Origin of the sequence: Pararhizobium capsulatum DSM 1112 (genome assembly GCF_030814475.1) — a bacterium.
In the GTDB taxonomy this organism is placed as follows: domain Bacteria; phylum Pseudomonadota; class Alphaproteobacteria; order Rhizobiales; family Rhizobiaceae; genus Pararhizobium; species Pararhizobium capsulatum.
This window is the reverse complement of sequence record NZ_JAUSVF010000001.1, coordinates 2,947,709-2,968,582: the sequence shown is the minus strand read 5'-3', so window position 1 is coordinate 2,968,582 and position 20,874 is coordinate 2,947,709. Positions and strand designations below refer to the sequence as shown.

General features: G+C 58.9%; 22 protein-coding genes. 11 read left to right on the top strand and 11 right to left on the bottom strand.

All coding sequences use genetic code 11. The annotated features are described in order from the left end of the window. Positions 1–222: 222 nt before the first annotated feature. Together istA and istB are read left to right on the top strand one after the other, a co-directional pair. Entirely contained in the window at positions 223–1,710 is a 1,488-nt protein-coding gene (gene istA, locus QO002_RS14460) for an IS21 family transposase (protein WP_307230833.1), read from the top strand. Continuing rightward, positions 1,707–2,573, top strand: a complete 867-nt coding sequence (gene istB / locus QO002_RS14455; protein WP_307225648.1) for an IS21-like element helper ATPase IstB — start codon at positions 1,707–1,709, stop codon at positions 2,571–2,573. The genes istA and istB overlap by 4 nt, the downstream gene beginning before the upstream one ends. Here istB and QO002_RS14450 read toward each other — a convergent pair. The 11 genes from QO002_RS14450 to QO002_RS14400 form a co-directional block, all read right to left on the bottom strand. Next, positions 2,563–2,973: a hypothetical protein gene (locus QO002_RS14450; protein ID WP_307230831.1), complete on the bottom strand. Its 411-nt coding sequence runs from the start codon at positions 2,971–2,973 to the stop codon at positions 2,563–2,565. The genes istB and QO002_RS14450 overlap by 11 nt on opposite strands. A gap of 652 nt (positions 2,974–3,625) precedes the next feature. Beyond that, positions 3,626–4,519, bottom strand: a complete 894-nt coding sequence (locus QO002_RS14445; RefSeq protein WP_307230829.1) for a hypothetical protein — start codon at positions 4,517–4,519, stop codon at positions 3,626–3,628. A 78-nt stretch (positions 4,520–4,597) separates the two neighbouring features. Then, positions 4,598–4,834, bottom strand: coding sequence for a hypothetical protein (locus QO002_RS14440; protein ID WP_307230827.1), 237 nt, complete (start codon positions 4,832–4,834; stop codon positions 4,598–4,600). Between the two features lie 14 nt (positions 4,835–4,848). Beyond that, the gene (locus QO002_RS14435; RefSeq protein WP_307230824.1) at positions 4,849–5,205 is read right to left on the bottom strand and encodes a hypothetical protein; all 357 of its coding nucleotides are present in this window, start codon (positions 5,203–5,205) and stop codon (positions 4,849–4,851) included. Continuing rightward, the gene (locus QO002_RS14430) at positions 5,202–5,495 is read right to left on the bottom strand and encodes a hypothetical protein (RefSeq protein WP_307230821.1); all 294 of its coding nucleotides are present in this window, start codon (positions 5,493–5,495) and stop codon (positions 5,202–5,204) included. The genes QO002_RS14435 and QO002_RS14430 overlap by 4 nt, the downstream gene beginning before the upstream one ends. Positions 5,496–5,601: 106 nt before the next feature. Continuing rightward, the gene (locus tag QO002_RS14425) at positions 5,602–5,859 is read right to left on the bottom strand and encodes a hypothetical protein (RefSeq protein ID WP_307230819.1); all 258 of its coding nucleotides are present in this window, start codon (positions 5,857–5,859) and stop codon (positions 5,602–5,604) included. A 2-nt stretch (positions 5,860–5,861) separates the two neighbouring features. Beyond that, positions 5,862–6,155: a hypothetical protein gene (locus tag QO002_RS14420; RefSeq protein WP_307230817.1), complete on the bottom strand. Its 294-nt coding sequence runs from the start codon at positions 6,153–6,155 to the stop codon at positions 5,862–5,864. A 344-nt stretch (positions 6,156–6,499) separates the two neighbouring features. Next, a complete protein-coding gene (locus tag QO002_RS14415) occupies positions 6,500–6,925 on the bottom strand; it encodes a hypothetical protein (protein ID WP_307230815.1) in 426 nt (141 codons plus the stop codon). Positions 6,926–7,140: 215 nt separating this feature from the next. Beyond that, on the bottom strand, positions 7,141–7,422 hold the full coding sequence (locus tag QO002_RS14410; RefSeq protein ID WP_307230813.1) for a hypothetical protein: 282 nt from the start codon (positions 7,420–7,422) through the stop codon (positions 7,141–7,143). Next, the gene (locus QO002_RS14405) at positions 7,419–8,714 is read right to left on the bottom strand and encodes a tyrosine-type recombinase/integrase (protein WP_307230811.1); all 1,296 of its coding nucleotides are present in this window, start codon (positions 8,712–8,714) and stop codon (positions 7,419–7,421) included. Before QO002_RS14405 ends, QO002_RS14410 begins: the two co-directional genes overlap by 4 nt. A gap of 158 nt (positions 8,715–8,872) precedes the next feature. After that, complete coding sequence (locus QO002_RS14400; protein ID WP_307230809.1) at positions 8,873–9,610, bottom strand: transcriptional regulator NanR; 738 nt, start codon at positions 9,608–9,610, stop codon at positions 8,873–8,875. Between the two features lie 155 nt (positions 9,611–9,765). Between QO002_RS14400 and oiaX the strand changes: the two genes are divergently transcribed. The 9 genes from oiaX (at position 9,766) to apnL (ending at position 20,872) form a co-directional block, all read left to right on the top strand. Then, complete coding sequence (gene oiaX / locus QO002_RS14395) at positions 9,766–11,025, top strand: 3-oxo-isoapionate-4-phosphate decarboxylase OiaX (protein WP_307230807.1); 1,260 nt, start codon at positions 9,766–9,768, stop codon at positions 11,023–11,025. Positions 11,026–11,027: 2 nt separating this feature from the next. Next, entirely contained in the window at positions 11,028–12,359 is a 1,332-nt protein-coding gene (locus QO002_RS14390; protein WP_307230804.1) for a four-carbon acid sugar kinase family protein, read from the top strand. 83 nt (positions 12,360–12,442) lie between these two features. Further along, complete coding sequence (locus QO002_RS14385) at positions 12,443–13,270, top strand: phosphogluconate dehydrogenase C-terminal domain-containing protein (protein ID WP_307230802.1); 828 nt, start codon at positions 12,443–12,445, stop codon at positions 13,268–13,270. A gap of 75 nt (positions 13,271–13,345) precedes the next feature. Further along, positions 13,346–14,287: a D-ribose ABC transporter substrate-binding protein gene (locus tag QO002_RS14380; protein ID WP_307230800.1), complete on the top strand. Its 942-nt coding sequence runs from the start codon at positions 13,346–13,348 to the stop codon at positions 14,285–14,287. Between the two features lie 183 nt (positions 14,288–14,470). Then, positions 14,471–15,115 (top strand): DUF2291 family protein, encoded by a 645-nt coding sequence (locus QO002_RS14375; protein WP_307230798.1) that lies wholly within the window; start codon positions 14,471–14,473, stop codon positions 15,113–15,115. Position 15,116: 1 nt separating this feature from the next. Continuing rightward, positions 15,117–16,673, top strand: a complete 1,557-nt coding sequence (locus QO002_RS14370) for a sugar ABC transporter ATP-binding protein (protein ID WP_307230796.1) — start codon at positions 15,117–15,119, stop codon at positions 16,671–16,673. After that, on the top strand, positions 16,670–17,734 hold the full coding sequence (locus tag QO002_RS14365; protein ID WP_307230794.1) for an ABC transporter permease: 1,065 nt from the start codon (positions 16,670–16,672) through the stop codon (positions 17,732–17,734). The genes QO002_RS14370 and QO002_RS14365 overlap by 4 nt, the downstream gene beginning before the upstream one ends. Before the next feature lie 235 nt (positions 17,735–17,969). Further along, positions 17,970–19,004: a Gfo/Idh/MocA family protein gene (locus QO002_RS14360; protein ID WP_307230791.1), complete on the top strand. Its 1,035-nt coding sequence runs from the start codon at positions 17,970–17,972 to the stop codon at positions 19,002–19,004. Next, positions 19,001–20,872: a D-apionate lactonase gene (apnL, locus tag QO002_RS14355; protein WP_307230790.1), complete on the top strand. Its 1,872-nt coding sequence runs from the start codon at positions 19,001–19,003 to the stop codon at positions 20,870–20,872. Before QO002_RS14360 ends, apnL begins: the two co-directional genes overlap by 4 nt. The last annotated feature ends 2 nt before the right edge of the window (positions 20,873–20,874 follow it).

Sequence of the window (20,874 nt, the reverse complement as noted above, 5' to 3'; positions counted from 1 at the left end):
GAGATATTCTGTAAGGCGGTTTAGAGCTTCGCGATCCTCCTTTGAGATCGGCTCGTTCAACATATCCTGTATTTCTGAAAGCGCGGTCGGTATTGTCAGCCACGGCGCATCTACTGGGCAGGGCGGTGACAAAGTCTACCAGTGAACGCCGGCATATTGCCTGGCGGGGCGGAGTAAAATCCAGCCAGTGGTAGGCTGTCCTCTTTTTGAGGGCGGCCGGGGATGTTTGTCGTGGAGAGTTACGCCGCCGTTCGCCGGTTTGTTTTCGTTGAGGGTCACAGCCGCCGCGAGGCCTCTCGGGTCTTCGGTTTAAGCCGTGAGACGGTTTCGAAGATGTGCCGATTCTCGCTTCCACCGGGCTATACGCGCACGAAGCCTGTAGGCAAGCCAAAGCTTGGAATGTTGCTTCCAGTCATCGATGAGATTTTGCAGTCGGATCAGGCCGGGCCGGTGAAGCAACGACACAGTGCCAAGCGGATATTCGAACGGTTGCGTGACGAACATGGCTTTGGCGGTGGCTACACGGTGGTGAAGGACTACGTCAGGATTTGCCGATCCAAGGGTCGAGAGACGTTCGTGCCGCTATCGCATCCGCCGGGACATGCACAGGTCGACTTTGGCGAGGCGATCGCCATCATCGGCGGTGTGCGCCAGAAGATACATTTCTTCTGCATGGATATCCCGCAGTCGGATGCGTGTTTCGTGAAGGCCTATCCGCGCGAGACGACGGAGGCATTCCTCGATGGGCATGTCTCGGCCTTTGCATTCTTTGGCGGCGTGCCGCTTTCGATCCTCTACGACAACCTCAAGATCGCGGTGGCCAAAATCTGCGGCGACGGCAAACGCGATCGAACCCGTGCCTTCACCGAACTCGTCAGTCACTACCTGTTCCGGGACCGGTTCGGGCGACCGGCCAAGGGCAACGACAAGGGCAAGGTCGAGGGGCTGGTGAAGTTCTCGCGTGCCAACTTCATGGTGCCGATCCCGCAGGTGGCAAGCTTCGAGGCGTTGAACGCAATGCTCGAAGACCGTTGTCGGGGCCGCCAGAGTGAATGCGCCGGTCGGCACACCGAGACCATTGGTGAACGTCTGGTGGCCGATACCGCGGCACTGCGCCGCCTCCCGGCCGTGCCGCTTGAACCCTGCGAGAAGCGTGCCGGTCGTGTCTCATCAATGTCGTTGGTGCGCTATCGCACCAACGACTACTCAGTGCCGACCGCCTACGGCTTCCAGGATATTGTGGTGAAGGGCTTTGTCGAGGAGGTCGTCATCCTGTGTAGAGGCCAGGAGATCGCACGCCACCCACGGTCCTATGGCGAAGGCGTATTCGTCTCCAATCCGCTGCATTATCTGGCGCTGATCGAGATGAAGCCCAATGCGCTCGACCAGGCAGCCGCCTTGCAGGGGTGGGACCTGCCGGAGGTGTTCCAGCATCTGCGCCATTTGCTGGAAGCGCGAATGGGCAATCGGGGTAAGCGTGAGTTCATCCAGGTGCTGCGGCTTCTGGAGGCAATGCCAAAGGACGTCGTCACCTTTGCTGTGACCGAAGCGATCCATCTGGGCGCAGCCGGCTTCGATGCGGTCAAACTGATTGCACTGGCACGTATCGAACGTCGTCCAGCCCGACTTGATCTTGCTGCCTATCCGCATCTGCCGAAGATGGATGTGAAGATTACCTTGGCGGCAGACTATTCGGTGTTGGCAGCATGACCCGCACAGCAAGCGACACGATGCCATCAGGCACAACGGGTGGAACCCCGCAAATCCTTCTGTCCCACCATCTCAAGCAATTAAAACTGCCGACGGTGTTGCGCGAGTATGAGAAGGTAGCACGGGAATGCGCCGAGAGCGGCGTCGACCATCCCCGCTATCTGTTGCGCCTGATTGAATTGGAACTGATCGACCGGGAACGCCGGACAGTCGAACGGCGCATTCGCGCGGCTCGCTTCCCGGCGGTCAAAAGCTTCGACACCTTCGACTTCACGGCCATACCCGGCTTGAACAAGATGCTTGTCCTGGAGCTTGCCCGTTGCGAATACATCCTGCGGCGCGACAACATCATCGCTCTCGGCAACAGTGGCACCGGCAAGACCCATGTCGCGCTCGCTCTGGGCCTCGCCGCCTGCCAGAAAGGCTTCACCGTCACGTTCACCACTGCAGCCTCGTTGGTCAGTCAGCTCCTGGAGGCGCGTGACGAGCGGCGGCTTCTCAAGCTGCAGCGCGATCTGGCTTCGGTAAAACTGCTGATCATCGATGAACTCGGCTATGTCCCCTTGTCATCGACCGGAGCGGAGCTGTTGTTCGAGACCTTCTCGCAACGCTACGAACGCGGCTCGACGATCGTCACGTCCAATCTGCCGTTTGAGGACTGGACGTCGGTGCTAGGGTCCGAGCGGCTGACCGGTGCGTTGCTCGACAGGCTGACCCACCACGTCAGCATCCTAACCATGAATGGTGACAGCTACCGGCTGAAACAGTCCGCCGCCCGCCGCCGCAATCCGTCATCAGGGGCGGAGCAAAACCAGGCCACCCAAACCGTCGACCCCGATACCGGCGAAATCCTCACACCCTGATCGAAATCACCGCCGCCGACATGGAAATGGCCCCGATCGGGGCCATTTCCATGTCGGCAACACAGCCCTGCCGCTGGCCTGGTTTTACTCCGCCGCACTGGCCTGCTTTTGCTCCGCCGTTGACAATGCAGGCGTCGAGTTCAGAAACTACAACGGCGCGGCAGGAATGGGTCTGGGCTCTTTGGATGTGGGCATAGACCGTGGAGCCTTCCTCGAAGATTTCGTGGCCGAGCGGCTTGAGAATGTGAATGCGATCGTCTGCGTGGACGCCTAATCTGCGCAAGTTGTTCTCGTGTAATTGCAGAGTTCGGACGTACCACTCCTGGGCATCAAACGCAGAAGTCCTTGCCGGTGGTTCCGGCAGTCCAAGTGCTTGGTTTTTGCGTGCTGCGCGGGTCACTGTTAGCCCCCTATGTTAGCCTATACTCATAACTATACGCTCAACCCGTTGTAAACACTAGTCTTCTTGGATTTATTCCCAGTCAGGTTTGCGCCCTAGGTAAGCGCATACCGTGTATTCGCATGCTTTAGATCAACCTTAAATTATGTCGCGAGCCGTAGGAGGCCGTAGGGGAGTTTTTAGGACCGTCGGGCCTACCGGGTCGGCCACCCCCTAAACGCTCCAGGGCGGTCGTCAGGCGGGTCCAGCAGCGCTATTTACGGGGCCGGGGCGGGGCGGCGTTTACCGGGGCCGGGGCTGTGGCTGGGGAGGCATCCGGGGGCTCTAAACCACGACCCCATAAAACTACCCCTAAACTCCAAACTGGAGCTAAAACCTTTCAATACATACGACCTCTAATACCTACGTGAGGGAAAACATCTATACTAATGGACCCATTTTTGGCCGAGGGGGTTGCGATAGATAAATAATTCTCGCTTTACAGGTAAAAATTATTACAGGCATAAATACTAATACCCCCGTAATAGCGGCTATAAGCTACTGTAAACACTAACTTTTTACTCTGGCCTTATTAAACTATTATTATTATTACCACCTATGACCCCACTATACGCTTGGAAAAAAAACTAAATCCACGCGTACACTAGAGTTTTTAGTTTAGGGGTAGTTTTATGGTCCGCCAGCGTCTCCCGGTCTTGTCCACGCCGAGCGTTTTTGCAGCCGCTACCATCGCTTTCCACCCGACACCATTGGCCTCAGCAGCGTCCTTCAGTTCGGCCACGCGACACCCATCCATAGACAGGATCAATTCGGTCGCACGATCACGCTTGGCAGGGGGTCTCCCCGGTCGCCTTTCGGGGACTTTAACCGGGCGTGGTCGCTCCGGTGGCAGCATCGCATTCAGTTCCAGACGCTTCACTTCCAGCCGCGCCTCAAGATCCGCCATCGCCCGACGATACGCTTCTGTTGGTCTAGCTGTCTGGGCCTCAAATTTCTTCGCGATTAAATCAAGCTTCACCACCCACCGCGCTTCCATCGCGGCCTTCTCTCTCAGGTAGCGGGCCTGTAGACCCTTGCCAGACCAGTTGCGTAGGCGGACCTCGGAGCGGAGGCGCGCAAAGCGTTCGTCTAGTTCCCTTTCCTCTCGGGCGCGTTCCTCGCCCGCTCCTAATCCTTCGAGGTGGGACCACATCTGTTCCTTCACCGTGGCTTCACGCCAAACGGTGTGGATTTCGTGCTTATCGTATTCCCATTCCGAATGGAGCTGGTCGCCGATCTTCATCTGTTGCGCAATGTGTAGAGCCCACACCTTGCGACTCGGCCGGAAGAAGCCATCTGGCGTCTCTTTCCAGAACGAATACTGCTTCGGGAACTCCCGGCCGAGCACGGATTCGCACCGCCTGCAGAAGCGCCGCAGTTTCGCGAGTTCGAATTCGCTCATCGTTACCGGCTTGTCGTAGCCGACAAGCAGGATCGTATAGAGCCTTTTGTCATGGGGGTGGAAGTCGAGCCACGCGCGCCGAAACTGCGGCAGCGGCAAACCCAAAGGACAATCGAGGCGCTCACGGATAATGCAGAAAGGTCCCCACGGCCTAACAAACATCGCACAGACAGGCCCACGCGCTCATTCTTCGTTCCCTTTGTGGATTGCCGTCGCAAGCCGTACGGCCCACGAGGTATCGCTCATCGGCTCAAAAACGGCGGAACGCTGTTCCATACAGGCCACACAGAAATCGTCGTAGGTTTGGGCCTCATCAACCGAAATGCGGACCATGCCATACCCCTTCAGATGGACCTCCAGGTACTCCCGGAAGGCGACGCCCTCGATAACCGGATAACGGTCGTGTTCTTGGTCAGCCATCACGCGATCCCCCCTCAGGAAAATTGAAGTGTTTCCACAGTATCAGTTCCAAACTTGTACAGTATGTTTCCTTTATGCGATGCGATACTGAGAATAGATGTCTCATCGCAATATTCGCATCCAAAATGTATTCTCAGACCATTCCTTCGTTTGCTTGGGTTATTTCCAAGTGGAGACTTATTATCTACAATAACTGAAGAGGTATCTGTGGTATGAAAGACGCAGCCGTCTTCCATCATAATATCGACGTATGTCCCGGTCTTTGCATCTTCTTCTCTTTCAAATATTTCCGTTCGTATCAGGTAAGCGCCGACTTCGTTGTTGCAGCCTTGGCATACGAACTGTTTGGTCTCTCCGGTCGGCTTGCTCATTTCTGCATCTCCCCCTGTTTTGCGTGTCGCGCCCGTTCGGACAGCATCGTGGCAACGGCCAGCGCCTTTTCGGCGGCTTTACCCCGGGGATTGCGCTTCCGCTCGCGCCATTCGGCCTCATCATCAAGGGCAATAAACACCCGGTTGCCGATGTAAGTGGTCCGTGGACCGTCACCCTCCTTGATAAGTTTCCGCACGTGGATCTCAGATATCCCACCATTGCGGAGCCCGAACTCCTTCAGTTTTAGCCAGTACTTCTCTGGAAATTGTTGTATCTCTTCTTCAGCCATTGATCTGAAAACTCCTTTATTAAGCAACTATACTCCAACTATAGTCTCCGCGTAGTCTAAGGTAAAGCCCCGGCTATTTTTATGCTATAGCCGGGGAATAAATGTCTTATATGAATTTAATATTGAGGTTTTGCGCCTCGAACGTTACTTCAAATTTGCTGTTTTCGAGGTGCCAGAGTAATTCTGATCGGCAGAGCAATTGTATCAAGTCTTCGAACCTGGACAGCCTGAGAGGTCCTTCCTGAATAGGGTCCTCGATATGACAGGCGGCCGCCAACAATCCCACGGTCATCAGCATCATGGCGTCCCGCCGTTCGGCGTCAGTTATCGGTTCGTCGGCAGTAGGTCTTCTCGTAGCTTCCATGCTCATTTCCTCCCCTCGGCTTCCAGCAGCACCCATTTCTCTTCGCCGCTCTCGGTCGTCACCAGCACATAGCCAGCCTTCCGAAGCATGTCCTGCGCTTGCGACAGGCGATAGAGATGCCCGTCCCGTGCGTCGCGGATCTTTTGAAGCTGCGCTTCGAGGCGTTCGCGATCAGTGGGCACCTGCGGCTTGTCCGCCTTGGGGTAGCGGGGAGGAGTGTTTGCGTCTCGTTTGAACGCCGCTTCCATTTGGAGTCTGTAGTCGGCAAACATCATCTTGGTGTAGTCGGTTGTCATGGTTATTTTCTCCGTTTGGGCGCACGCCATCGCTCTCGCGCCAGCAACGGCGCGGCTCAACGGCAGACGCGGGTTGTCGTGGCTCGGATGAGCGAACGACTGTGTTTGGTTACTTCTAAGAATTACCGGGTATGATACACGCTGCTCCGAACCCGATTAACGGAGCGGTGGACTACGGAGACCTCGATGGCCGAGGTTCTGGTAAGCAATTCAGAGGGCCGAGCCGTAATCCGCGACCCTCTCAATCAAAGTTATGCACATACTTCGCGAGCGAGTGCAATATTTCACGGTGCTAATTTTTTTAGGGTGCTCGTAGCCGCTCGGTTGGTTGGGGCGGGGTCCCGCTAGGCTGGGGATTCCAAGGGCTCGTTGTTTATACGGTCCATCAGCGCCCAACCGGCTTCCGTCAGCACAGCGCCAATCATCGTCCGATCTTCGCCGGGATAATAATACTGATCGTCATCGAGAATATGCCAACTGCCTTGGACATATTTATTCCCCACTGTGCGGCCATCTACCCAGTAATAGCGATACCGTCGCAGCTCGACCACACCGCGATTTTCCAGAGAACGCAGAGCGCGACGGACGGCTTGTTCCTTATTCCACGCATTGCTCGGGATGTTTGTGGCGCCTGCACCGCCATAGGCGTGATCCATCTTGTCGAGGATATCGCGCCAAGCAACCGCTTGCGGCATGGTTGTCGTCCGACCGGTCCAATCTTCGATTACCCGTAAGACTTCAACTTGCTGTTTGGATATTCCGGGCGTCATGCAATGCTCCCTAATTTAGAGTATAGGTTAGCCTATAGTCTTTAGTCTTTGCAGTAAATCTGGAATATATACAAAGAAAGCATTACCCGGAAACGGGTAATGCTTTGGGTAATAACCGGGAGCCCGTAGGCGGGCGGGGAGGGCGGGCCGACCTAACCCCCAGCCCGACTGCCGCCGCTCCACGGCGACGGTCAGGCGCGTCCAGGCGTTCGTGTTTACTCGGTAGGGGGCTTCGGCGGCGTATAACGCCCATGCTGGGCGAATTTGTGAGGATCACCTTCAGGGTCGTCGTTCACAAGGGCCACGCCGGGTTCCAAGGGAATGAGATTGCTCAACGTCCAGTCGCCGAATCTCTCGCTACCCGGATAAGGTGCAGGTGGGTCCGGCAGATCGTTCAATGGCGGTTCCTCCGGCGCGAACATTGCGTCAATCACCTCTTGCGGAATTTCAGCATACTCGTCATCCGGGAGCGAGATAATTTTGGTCTTCTTGGTCATATTGCTTTCTCCTTAAATGGGACAACGTTGGTCTCCCGGACTATGCCAAACTTTGGTGCTCCCCGCTCGATTTCGTCGTCTTGGTAATCAACTGTCAGGTGCCCGTAGAACTTTTGCACCATCGAGGTGTCCTTGTGTCCGAGGTTCTGGGCGACGACCATAAGGGGTGTGCCGTTCATAATCGCCAAGGACGCATAGGTGTGCCGTAGTTGGTGGAAGTTGGTCGGCTCGATACCCGCCGCCAAGCAAGCCGCCGTGGTCGGACGGCCTTGCTGGGAGTCGCCCCATGGGCGACCGTCCTGCTTACTGAACATCCAAGCGGTCGGTTTCCTTCCAGCCGTAATCTGGGCGAAAAATGCCCTGCCTTCTGCCGTCAAACGGACGTCGCGGGGCTTGCCGGATTTCGACTTATGGATCGCCAGGCGACCGTTCTGGAAGTCGGCAACCTTCAGGCGGCAAAGTTCGCCGTATCGGCAACCGGTCAGAAGCGCTCCGTGGATTAGGTCGCGGAGGCCGGACGCCGCGTCGGCGGCATTAACCAGCCGCTGGCATTCTTCGACAGTCAGGATACGTTCGCGAGGCGCGTCCACGCCCCGAAAGCGCTCGACGCGCTGCCATGCCGTGGCGTCATGCACCCTTCCGTTTTTGTAAGCGCGATTCAGCGCCCGCTTCAAAATCGCAAAGGTTCTGTTCACGGTGGAGCGGCGGGCGCGTTGCTCGTCCGGGGTAACGGGAGCCGCCGCCCATTTCTGTGGCTGGCCTTTCGCCGTCCGCAACCGGACCGGCTCCGTCGCCATGGTGTTACGCAGCTTTATCAGCTTGTCCGTCGTCAGGTCTTCGATGCGGATTTTGCCAATCGTTGGCAAAAAGTGGGTGTCAATTCGGCGTCTGGCATCGACAACCGTGGCTTTACCCTCGGCCTTCAAATTGGCGAGGTAATCCTCCAGCGCTTCGGCCACCGTCATCGGGCCGGTTTTCACCCCGGCCTTCTTCTGCTTCTCGCGGACAACCTGTAGCTCGAATGCTTTTGCCTGCGCCTGCGCAAAGGACAGACAGTCGTTGCTGGCAAAATCGTCAGCCTTGCCGAGATTCTGTTTCTGGTAGGGGCTGGCCGTTCCGGTCACTTCGGTGCCGAGATAGGTCCGCATAATCCATATACCGGCCTCCCCGGATTTGCGCTTGGCGTAGCCGAGGTACAGCCCCGGCTTCAGTGTCTTCCAGTAAATTGTGTTTTGCGCCGCCAGTTTCGACCGCGCTTTCTTCGAGGTAATGTCGTTGTCATCTGCCGCCAATTTCGTCTCTCCTTGGGCTAACTTAGGCTAAGACATAAGCTAACTCAGAAGGGAAACAAGCGCTAGTGAGGTTAGATAACCGTTGGCATACGGTTAGCTAAATAACATTCAATATCAATGATTTAATGAAGGGTTTGGAGCCAACCGTAGGCTAACCGTTAGCTAACCAATTCGCCGTGTTCACGCTTATAGAGTGCGCGAGAGCGCTCCAGATGCTTGAGCATGGCGGCTTCGGCGCCGGCGCTGTCTTTTGCTTCGAGGCGATCGACGATTTCCTCGTGTTCCGCGAGAGTGAACTTTTCCTTGCCGGTCCAGATTAGCATGTCCGTATGATAGGCCTTCAGCCAGGCAAGCATCGCTTCGCTGACGCCGGCGAAGATCGGGTTGCCGGAAATCTGGGCGATGCGGATGTGGAACTGCATATCGGCGGCAATGAAGGCCTCGGCATCACCGAGCGATTCACGCTGGGTCTCGATGATATCGCGAAGATCGGCGGTATCTTGTCGCGTGGCGCGCAGGGCGGCTTCGCGGGCCATGCCGCGTTCGAAGAAGATGCGCGCGCTTTTCAGGTTTTCCAGCGAATCCGAGGATTGGGATAGAAAGATCTTCGCGGTCAGATCGACCTGATGAAACAGAGACTTGGCCGTCAGCTGCAGAACCTTGGCACGCTCGCCGTGGGAGATGGCGACGAGGCCCATATTGGCAAGCGACTGCATGGCCTCGCGGATGGCGGGGCGGCCGACGCCAAAACGCTCCATCAACTCCCGCTCCGATGGCATTTCGTCGCCGGGCTTCAGTTCGCCAGAGGTGATCATGCGTTCCAGCCGGTCGAAAATTTCGTCCGAAAGCTTGCGGCGCACGATCGGTTCTGCCGGTTGGGCGGTTCTCTGGCTCACGTCTGTCTCCTTCAGCGCACGCATCGCTTGAATAGCATTTACACGGGGGTTTGAGAGTCGGGGAAAAAATTTGTTGCGCAGATGATGTACTCATTATACCAGTTTGCGCGTTGATGCTACGCCAAAGTCGCGGAGCAAGAGGAGCAGATTTTCCCATGTCGATTATCGTGACATACCGCATCGAAACGCCCGGCAGCGTGGAGGCGATGGCAACCAAGATCGCGAGCGATCAATCGACTGGAACCTTCGTGCCGGTGCCGGGGGAGACGGAGGAACTGAAGGCGCGGGTTGCGGCGCGCGTGCTGGCCATTCGGCCGCTTGAGGATGCGGAGCGGCCGACATGGCAGGAACCGGGTTCGGACAAACGCCCGATCCGGCGGGCGGATGTGGACATTGTCTTTCCGATGGATGCTGTTGGCACCGATCTTTCGGCGCTGATGACGATTGCCATTGGTGGGGTCTATTCGATCCGCGGCATGACCGGCATCCGCATCGTCGATCTGAAGCTGCCGAAAGAGTTTCGCGGGGCGTATCCGGGGCCGCAATTCGGCATTCCCGGTACGAAACGGCTGACGGGGGTCGAGGGACGGCCAATCATCGGCACGATTGTCAAGCCTGCTTTGGGGCTTCGCCCGCATGAGACGGCGGCGCTTGTTGGCGAACTGCTCGAATCCGGCGTCGATTTCATCAAGGACGATGAGAAGCTGATGAGCCCGGCCTATTCGCCGCTGGAGGAGCGCGTGAAGGCGATCATGCCGCGCATTCTCGATCACGAGCAGAAGACCGGCAAGAAGGTAATGTATGCCTTCGGCATTTCCCATGCCGACCCGGACCAGATGATGCGCAATCACGACATGGTGCTGGAAGCCGGCGGCAATTGCGCTGTCATCAACATCAACTCCATCGGCTTCGGCGGCATGAGTTTCCTGCGCAAGCGCTCGGGCCTCGTGCTGCATGCCCATCGCAATGGCTGGGATATCCTGACCCGCGATCCCGGCGCGGGCATGGATTTCAAGGTCTACCAGCAGTTCTGGCGGCTGCTTGGGGTCGACCAGTTCCAGATCAACGGCATCCGCATCAAGTATTGGGAGCCGGACGACAGCTTCGTCGAATCGTTCAAGGCCGTCAGCGCGCCGTTGTTCGATGCCTCCGATTGCCCGTTGCCGGTGGTTGGTTCGGGGCAGTGGGGCGGGCAGGCGCCGGATACGTACCGGCGCACCGGGCGTACGACCGATCTGCTCTATCTCTGCGGCGGCGGCATTGTCAGCCATCCCGATGGTCCGGCAGCCGGCGTTCGCGCCGTGCAGCAGGCTTGGGAAGCGGCGGTCGCTGACATTCCGCTGGAGGATTATGCACGAGACCATCCGGAACTTGCTGCATCGATTGAAAAATTCGCTGACGGCAAGGGAGCGTGACCTTGGGAAAGCTTCTTCTAAGCTATTACGGGGACGATTTTACGGGCTCGACGGATGTGATGGAGGCGCTGGCTTCGAATGGTGTCGAAACGGCGCTCCTCCTCGGTGTTCCCAGTGATGCCATGCGGGAGCGCTTCAAGACGTGTCGCGCCATCGGGATCGCCGGCACCAGCCGCAGCGAGACGCCGGCATGGATGGAGGCCAATCTCGGGCCTGCCTTCGAATGGCTGAAAAGTCTCGATGCAGATGTCTGCCACTACAAGGTCTGCTCGACATTCGATTCCAGCCCGAAGGTCGGGAACATCGGGAAGGCCATCGAGATCGGCAAGGCGCTGTTTGATCAGTCCTTCGTTCCGGTGATAGTCGGTGCGCCGCCGCTCAAGCGCTATACAGCGTTCGGCCATCTGTTCGCTGCCTATCAGGGACAGGTCTACCGCATCGACCGCCACCCTGTCATGAGCCGGCATCCCGTCACGCCGATGGATGAGGCCGATCTTGCCGTGCATCTTTCGAAACAAACCACGCTGCCTGTATCGGTCGCGGATCTTGCGGCGCTTGCATCGGCAGGTGCGGATGCGGTTGTGGATCAGCTCGCGGCGAAGGCGCCGGGTATTGTGTTGCTCGATGTGGACAGCGCCACATCGCAGGCCGCGGCCGGTCGCCAGCTGTGGCGCCTGAGGCAATCCGCTGCCTTTGTCGCGGGGTCTTCCGGCGTCGAATATGCGCTTTTGGATGCCTGGCGTGCGGAGAGGCTGATCGGTCAGCGCCCCGAATTTACGTCGCCCGGAAAGGTGGACCGCCTTGCCGTCGTCTCCGGCAGCGTCTCGCCGACCACCGAACGGCAGATCCGCAATGCGCTGGAAAACGGCTTTGACGGCGTCTCTCTCGATCCGCTGGCTCTCGTGGGCGAGGATGGTGAACGGACGGTGGATGCGGCGGTTGTCCGCGGGATCGATATCCTGAAATCCGGCCGCAGCGCCATCCTTTACACGGCCTTGGGGCCGGGCGCGGATCAGGGAACGGATATCGATCGCATTCCCGATGCCCGCCACCGTCTCGGCCGTGCACTCGGAACGATCCTGCGCCGGCTTGTGGAGGCTGAAGCGCTGCCACGGGCGGTGATTGCCGGGGGTGATACGTCCAGCCATGCCCTGAAGGAACTGCGTGTAGAGGTGCTGACCATGCGCTTTCCGCTGCCGCAGACGCCCGGTTCGCCGCTGTGCACGGCTTACGGTGACCATACGCCGACCAATGGCCTGCAGATCGCGCTGAAGGGCGGCCAGATCGGGACGGATGGCTACTTCGCCCAGCTTCGCGACGGGCGCGGTGAATGAAATAATTTCAGGTTTGATGATGTGGTGATTGACTCATCATACCAGTGACGTTAAAACCCTGCCAATTCTTTTGTGAGGACAACATGACTTCTATCGCACTGTTCGGCGCCGGCGGAAAAATGGGCTACCGCCTCGCCAAGAACCTGAAGGGCTCGCGTTTCGACGTGCGCCATATCGAGGTGAGCGAAGCTGGCAAGGCGCGCCTGCAGACCGATCTCGGCGTGTCCTGCGTGGATGCCGACACCGCTCTTGCTGGTGCCGAGGTTGTCGTGCTTGCCGTCCCGGATACGCTGATCGGCAAGGTCGCGGCCGGTATCGTCGACAAGCTCGTCGCCGGCACCATCGTTGTCGTGCTCGATGCGGCCGCCCCTGCTGCCGGCCATCTCCCCGTTCGTGACGATCTCACCTATTTCGTCACCCATCCCTGCCATCCGCCGATCTTCAACGACGAGACCGACCCAACGGCCAAGCGCGATTTCTTCGGTGGCGTCGCCGCCAAGCAGCATATCGTTTCTGCCCTGATGCAGGGTCCGGAAGAGCATTTTGCACTCGGTGAAGAAGTCGCCAAAGTCATATGGGCGCCGGTCATGCGTTCGCACCGCGTCACCGTCGAGCAGATCGCCCTGCTTGAGCCGGGCCTGTCCGAGACCGTCTGCGCCTCGCTTCTGGTCGTCATGCGCCAGGCCATGGATGAGTGCGTTGCCCGCGGCGTGCCGAAGGAGGCTGCCCGCGACTTCCTGCTCGGCCACATGAACGTGCTCGGCGCGGTCATCTTCGAAGAGACGCCGGGTGTGTTTTCCGATGCCTGCAACAAGGCCATCGAATTCGGCATCCCGGTCCTGATGAAGGACGACTGGAAGAAAGTTTTTGAACCCGAGGAGATCGCTGAAAGCATTCGGCGCATCACCTGACGTCAGGGCTTCGCGCCCGCAAACCCCTTCGGCCCCGCTGGGAACGGGGCCGTTCATTTCACTTGGGAGGACTACATGAAACTGACACGCAGACTGACGCTCGCGGCTTTCGCTGGCACTCTTGCACTTGGCGTCGCAATGCCGGCCTTCGCCGCCGATCTCATCGCCATCATCACCCCGTCGCACGACAACCCGTTCTTCAAGGCGGAAGCTGTCGGTGCCGAAGCCAAGGCCAAGGAACTCGGCTACGAGACCCTCGTTCTCGTTCATGATGACGATGCCAACAAGCAGTCGCAGCTGATCGATACGGCCATCGGCCGTGGCGCCAAGGCGATCATCCTCGACAACGCCGGTTCGGAAGCTTCGATCGCCGCCGTTCAGAAGGCCAAGGACGCTGGTGTTCCCTCGTTCCTGATCGACCGCGAAATCAACGCCACCGGCGTTGCCGTTTCCCAGATCGTTTCCAACAACTACCAGGGCGCGCAGCTCGGTGCCGAAGAGTTCGTCAAGCTGATGGGCGAAAGCGGCAATTATGTCGAACTGCTCGGCCGCGAAGCTGACCTCAACGCCGGCATCCGTTCCAAGGGCTATCACGACATCATCGACGAATATCCGGAGCTGAAGATGGTCGCCCAGCAGTCGGCCAACTGGAGCCAGACGGAAGGTTATTCCAAGATGGAGACCATCCTGCAGGCAAACCCTGACATCAAGGGCGTTATCTCCGGCAACGACACGATGGCGATGGGCGCGATCGCAGCGCTTCAGGCTGCCGGCCGCAAGGACGTGATCGTCGTCGGCTTCGACGGTTCGAACGACGTCCGTGACTCGATCACTTCGGGCGGCATCAAGGCAACCGTCCTGCAGCCGGCTTATGCGCAGGCGCAAAATGCCGTCGTGCAGGCCGATGCCTTCATCAAGACGGGCAAGGGTCCGGCTGAAGAAAAGCAGCTGATGGATTGCGTTCTCATCAACGCCGACAATGCTGCCAAGCTCGAGACCTTCGCGCTCAGGGATTGATCCTCCCAAAGGATGCGCGCAGGGCGGATGGTCTCCGCCCTGCGCGTTTTTTGCCTTTTAGAAGTGCCAAGAGCAATTCCAGGAAAAGTGCGGAGCGGTTTTCCGTCCGGAATTGCGCAAAGAGGAGATAGAGCGTTTCCGTCTTTCGAAGAAAACGGAAATGCTTTGTACGGAGTGACGTATATGCCGAATTTCCGGGCCGCTGCTGCAATCTCGCTTGCCATTACGCTTGTGTTGCCCGGCTGCAAGATCATCAAGACGCCGACCGCTGAAGAGGCCGCTGCCGAGGCGAGCGGCGGTTTCGCGCCCGACAAGCAGGTGGCGGACATCTGGGATGCCAAGGTCATCCCGTTCCTTCAGCAGCGTGCCGGAACCTTTCAGGAGGTCTCTGCGCTTTCCCAGTCCGACCTTAATGCCGCAGCTGCGAAATATGGCCATAAGGAAAAGGACGGTACTGCGCCCTGGACCTTCGCGGCGAAAGTCTCCGGCATCATCGTCAAGGCGGAAACGAAATCCCGCGCGGCCTATCTCGATGCCGATGTCGATGGCGACGGCAAGGGTGATGTCCGCATCCAGATCGGCCCGGTCATCAAGGGCACGGCGATCCGCGACAGCCTGGATTTCGTCAATTTCAACGAATTCAAGAACCAGATCCAGTGGGCCGAATTCGGCAAGGCCTTCAACACCCACGTCTATGGCCTGACGCTGGAAAAACTTTCGCGCGAAGGCCTTGAGGGCAAGAAAGTCGAGGCGCTCGGCGCCTATCCGCTGCCATCCACCGGCCAGCCGGCTCTGCTGACGCCCGCGACGCTGACGATCGGCGGCTGAGATGGCGGAGAACCACGAAACGATCCTGATCCTCGACGATGTCACGAAGGTCTATTCGGGCATTGTCGCCGTCAAGCACGCGACCCTTGAACTGAAGAAGGGCGCGGTCAACGTTCTCGTCGGTGAGAACGGTGCGGGAAAATCGACGCTGATGCGCATGATCGCCGGTGTCGAGAAGCCGTCGCTCGGCCGCATCCTGCTGGATGGCAAGGAAGTCGAGTTCAACTCGCCCGCCGATGCGCAGAAGCATGGCATCGGCATGGTGTTTCAGGAACTGAACCTGTTCGGCAACCTGTCGGTCGCCGAGAACATCTTTGCGACCCGCGAAATCACCCGCGGGTTGCGCGGCATCGACCACAAGGCGCAGGTCGAACAGGCCAATCACTTCCTCGACAAGCTGGATGCCGGCATCAGCGCCGAGACCATGGTCGAGGACCTGCCGATCGGCCAGCAGCAGCTGGTCGAAATAGCCAAGGCGATTTCGCTCGATACCCGCATTCTGATCCTGGACGAGCCGACATCGGCGCTTTCGGCCGCCGAAGTCGATATCCTGTTCAAGGTCATCGGCGAGCTTAAGGCGCACGGCGTTGCCATCGTCTATATCTCGCACCGGCTGGAAGAGCTGATGCGCATCGGCGATTACATCACGGTTCTGCGCGATGGGCAGATCACCGGTCAGGCTGTTGTCCGGGATATCGATACCAAGTGGATCGTCCGCTCGATGATCGGTTCGGATGCCAAGGATTTTTCAAAGTCGGTGGATCACAAGCTCGGAGCGGAAGCGTTTCGCGCCGAGGATATCTGCCTGCCGCGCAGGACCGGCGGCCTTGCCGTCGATCATCTCTCGATCTCGGTTCGCGCCGGTGAGGTACTCGGCATTTACGGGTTGATGGGGGCAGGACGCAGCGAGTTCTTCGAATGCGTCATCGGTGCGCACGCCCATTCGACGGGCAAGATTTTTGTCGCTGGCGAAGAGATTGTCGCCAAGGATACTTCGACCCGCATCAAGAAGGGGCTGGCGCTCATTCCAGAGGACCGGCAGCGGGAAGGGCTGGTGCAGGTTCTCTCCATCGCCGCCAACCTGACGCTGGCGAGCCTTGAGAAATTCGTGAAGCTTGGCTTCCACATTTCCGGCGACCGTGAGCAGTCCGCCATCAAGGAAGCAATAGGCAATCTGGCGATCAAGGCTCCGAACCCGGATTTCGACGTCACCTCCATGTCGGGCGGCAACCAGCAGAAGGTTGTCATCGGCAAGGCGCTGATGACCAATCCCAAGGTGCTGCTCATGGACGAGCCCAGCCGCGGTATCGATGTCGGCGCCAAGGCGGATGTGTTCCGCACCATGCGCAAGCTCGCAGGCGAGGGGCTGGCCATCCTGTTTTCGACGTCCGATCTCGAAGAGGTCATGGCCCTGTCGGATCGGGTCGCCGTCATGAGCAATGGCAAGATCACGACGATCCTCGACCGTTCGGAGGCAACGGAAGAGCGTATCGTCAAGGCCGCCTCCGAAGGGCACAAGTCGGCCGGCAACAAATTCTTAGAGGAAACGGCTCCATGACCACTGCAACCGCCACGGGGAAGGCCCCGGCAGCCGATAGCGGCTCCGTCCTGCTGACATTGATGAAGGCGCGCACGTTCATCGCGCTCTTCGCCGTCATCGTGTTCTTCTCGATCTTTGCGCCGAACTTCCTGTCGACGGCGAATATCATCCTGATGTCCAAGCACGTCGCGCTCAATGCGTTTCTGGCCATGGGCATGACCTTCGTTATCATCACCGGCGGTATCGACCTGTCGGTCGGTTCAATTGTGGGTCTCTGCGGCATGGTGGCGGGCGGCCTGATCCTGCACGGCATCGACCTGCAGTTCGGCTACACGATGTATTTCAATGTGGTCGAAGTCTGCCTGATCACGCTCGCGGTCGGTGTCGTCATTGGTGCCGTCAACGGTCTGCTGATCACCAAGCTGAATGTGGCGCCGTTCATCGCGACGCTCGGTACGCTTTATGTGGCGCGGGGTTTCGCGCTGCTTTCTTCGGACGGGCAGACCTTCCCGAACCTGATCGGCAAGGAGGAGCTTTCGACCACCGGCTTCGGTTTCCTTGGTTCCGGCCGTATCATCGGCCTGCCGGTGTCGATCTGGATCCTGATCGTCGTGGCACTCGCCGCCGCCTATCTCGCGAAATACACGCCGATCGGCCGCCAGATCTTTGCCGTCGGCGGCAACGAGCGGGCGGCGCGCATGTCGGGTATCCGCGTCGATCGCGTCAAGATGTTCGTCTATATGTTCTCCGGCTTCTGCGCTGGTATCGTCGGCATCGTCATCTCGTCCGAGCTGATGGCCTCGCATCCGGCGACCGGCAACTCCTTCGAGCTCAATGCCATTGCGGCAGCGGTTCTCGGCGGTACCTCCATGTCGGGTGGTCACGGCACGATCGGGGGCACGATCATCGGCGCCTTCGTCATCGGCATTCTGTCTGATGGTCTTGTCATGATGGGTGTTTCCTCCTTCTGGCAGATGGTGATCAAGGGTATCGTCATCATCGTCGCCGTGGTCGTCGATCAGGCCCAGCGCCGCCTGCAGCAGCAGGTGACGCTGATGCAGCTGGCGAAGAAGGGCTGATTGCAGATTTCACCCCTCACCAAGCGCGTCCAGTGATCGGCTTGCGCCTCTCACGGACTTGCTATCCTCTCCCTCAAAGGGAGAGGTTGGGGTGCCACGAAGACCACGCTCGCTTAAGGCAAGGTGGGTGCTACGGGTTTACCTCTCCCCTTGCGGGAGAGGATACGAAGGCCGGGCGAGCAAGGCGAGCCGTTGGCCGGAGTTGGTGAGGGGTAACCCCCGGGAGTAGATTGAAATGACCGATCTTAAAGGTGCTCTCATCGGTTGCGGCTTTTTCGCCGTCAACCAGATGCACGGCTGGAAGGATGTCAAGGGCGCTGATATCGTCGCCATCTGTGACCGCGATCCGGAGCGGCTGAAGATCGTTGGCGACCAGTTCGGCATCGAGCGTCGCTATAGCGATGCAGCCAAGATGTTTGCCGATGGTGGCTTCGATTTCGTGGATATCGCAACGACCGTCAACAGCCACCGTGCGCTGGTCGAGATGGCGGCGTCGCACACGGTTCCGGTGATCTGCCAGAAGCCCTTTGCGCCGACGCTTGCCGACGCCAAGGCGATGGTTGCCGCTTGCAGCGCAGCGGGCGTGCCGCTGATGATCCATGAGAATTTTCGCTGGCAGACGCCGATCCAGGCGGTGCGCAAGGCGCTCGACAGCGGCGCGATCGGCACGCCGTTCTGGGCGCGTTTTTCCTTCCGTTCGGCCTATGACGTGTTTTCTGGACAGCCCTATCTCGCTGAGGGCAAGCGCTTCATCATCGAGGATCTGGGTATCCACACGCTCGATATCGCCCGTTTCATCCTGGGTGATGTGACGAGCCTTTCGGCGCGCACCAAGCGGGTCAATCCGAAGATCAACGGCGAGGACGTCGCCACCATCCTGCTCGATCACGAGAACGGTGCGACCTCGGTCGTCGATGTCAGCTACGCCACCCTGCAGTCGGTCGAGCCGTTCCCGGAAACGCTGATCGAGCTTGACGGTACGGAAGGCTCCATCCGGTTGACTCAAGGGTATGAGCTTCAGGTAACGAATGCGGAAGGCACGACCAACACGGATGTCGCGCCAACGCTGCTCTCCTGGGCGTCGCGTCCGTGGCACAATATTCAGGAAAGTGTCTACGCCATCCAGCAGCATTGGGCCGACAGCCTGGAGAGCGGCAAGGAAACATCGACCTCCGGGGCGGACAACCTGAAGACGTTCGCTCTTGTCGAGGCGGCCTATGAAAGTGCTGCGACCAAGGCGACGGTGGATATCGGGAAACTGCTGGCATGATAGACGATAAGCTTGCCTTCGCGCTTTTCGGGACCACGAGGCGCGAAGCGGAACCGCGTATCCTGAAGGCTGGGAAGCTTTCGGTGCAGCTTGCGGGCGGCAATCTGCGGATGATCTCCTATGATGGCGTCGAAGTGCTGCGTGCGGTCTCCTACCTTGTCCGTGATCGCGACTGGGGCACCTATGACCCTGAAATCTCCGGGTTGGCGGTTGAAGAGCGGGACGGTGGTTTTGTTGTCTCCTACTCCGCTCGCTGTCAGGGGCCTGACGAGACTGTTCTCGATATTTCAGCCAGAATCGAAGCCGATGCAGCCGGGCGGCTGACCTTCCGAGGTGAGGCGCGTTCGACCACGGGTTTCGAGACCAATCGTTGTGGTTTGTGCATTCTCCATCCGATCGTCGGCGTGGCCGGGACCGCCGTTCAGGTCGAGCATGTCGATGGCAGCATCGAGGACACGACGCTGCCGGATCTGATCGACCCGTGGCAGCCGTTCAAGGGCATGCGCGCCATTACCCACACGGCACTTCCGGGTGTTTCCGTCGAATGCCGGATGGAAGGCGATACGTTTGAAATGGAAGATCAGCGCAACTGGTCGGATGCATCGTACAAGACCTACGTTCGGCCGCTCGCGTTGCCTTGGCCTTACACGATAGCGGCCAACGAGCCCGTCGTTCAGCAGGTCACGCTTGGTATCACCGACCGCCGAGAGGGATCTGCTGCAAGCGCAGATGCCAAGGGGGAGATCTTCATTCGCATCGAGCCGGGCGAATGTGAGGGCGTGGTACCCGCAATAGGCCTGATCATCACGCCCGAAGAGGCCAGGGCGAGTTTGGAAGTGCTTTCGCGGCCGGACGCCATCAAGGTTCAGGAGCTGCTGTTTCATTTCGATCCGCTGGCAGGTCACGGTCCGGAGGCATTCGTGGATTTTGCAGCGATTGCGCGCGTCCATCAGGGAACCACGAGCCTTGAAATCGCCGTGCCTTGCCAGCGTTCCCTGGATGACGAACTGCAGGAGATTGCGTCGGCAATGCGGGCGGCTGGTTTTGCGCCTGATGCCGTCATGGTCTGCCCTGCCATCGATCGGCAGTCGACGCCGCCCGGCAGCAAATGGCCGGATTGCCCGCCGCTGGAAGATGTCTATGCGGCGGCCAGGAAAGCTTTCCCCGGCATCCGGCTCGGCGGCGGCATGCTCTCCTATTTTACCGAGCTGAACCGCAAGCGGGTGCCGGGCGACAGGCTCTCGTTCATCAGCCACTGCACGAACCCGATCGTGCATGCTGCAGACGATATCAGCGTCATGCAGACCCTGGAGGCGCTGCCCTTCGTCACCAGGTCCGTGCGGGCGATCTATGGTGACAAGTCCTATCGGATCGGCCCCTCGACAATCCCGATGCGACAGAACCCCTATGGCAGCCGGACCATGGACAATCCTGACGGCGGTCGCATCCCGATGGCGAACCGCGATCCGCGACATAATGGAGACTTCGCTGAAGCCTTCGCGATGGCTTATGCGGCGCAGGTGCTGGATGCCGGGCTTGAATGTCTGACCCTCTCGGCACTGACGGGGCCGTTCGGTCTTTTTGCCGATGACGGCGAGCCGACGCCGGCTGGTGGCAGGCGCCCCCTTTTCAACGCCGTCGAAAGACTGGCCGGTTTTGCCGGCAGCCGGTGGCAGGCTTGCCGATCCAGCGATCCGACAAGTGTTCTGGCGTTTCGCGTCATGGCCATCGAGACGGGCGCGCAGATAGTACTGATCAATACCGGCAGGGAGCGGAAGGTCGTCGATCTCCGCGCTTTAGAGTTCCGGGACTCGGCCTCCGTGACGCTTGAGCCCTATGGCGTGATTGTCCTGGCACTGCCTGCTTGAGC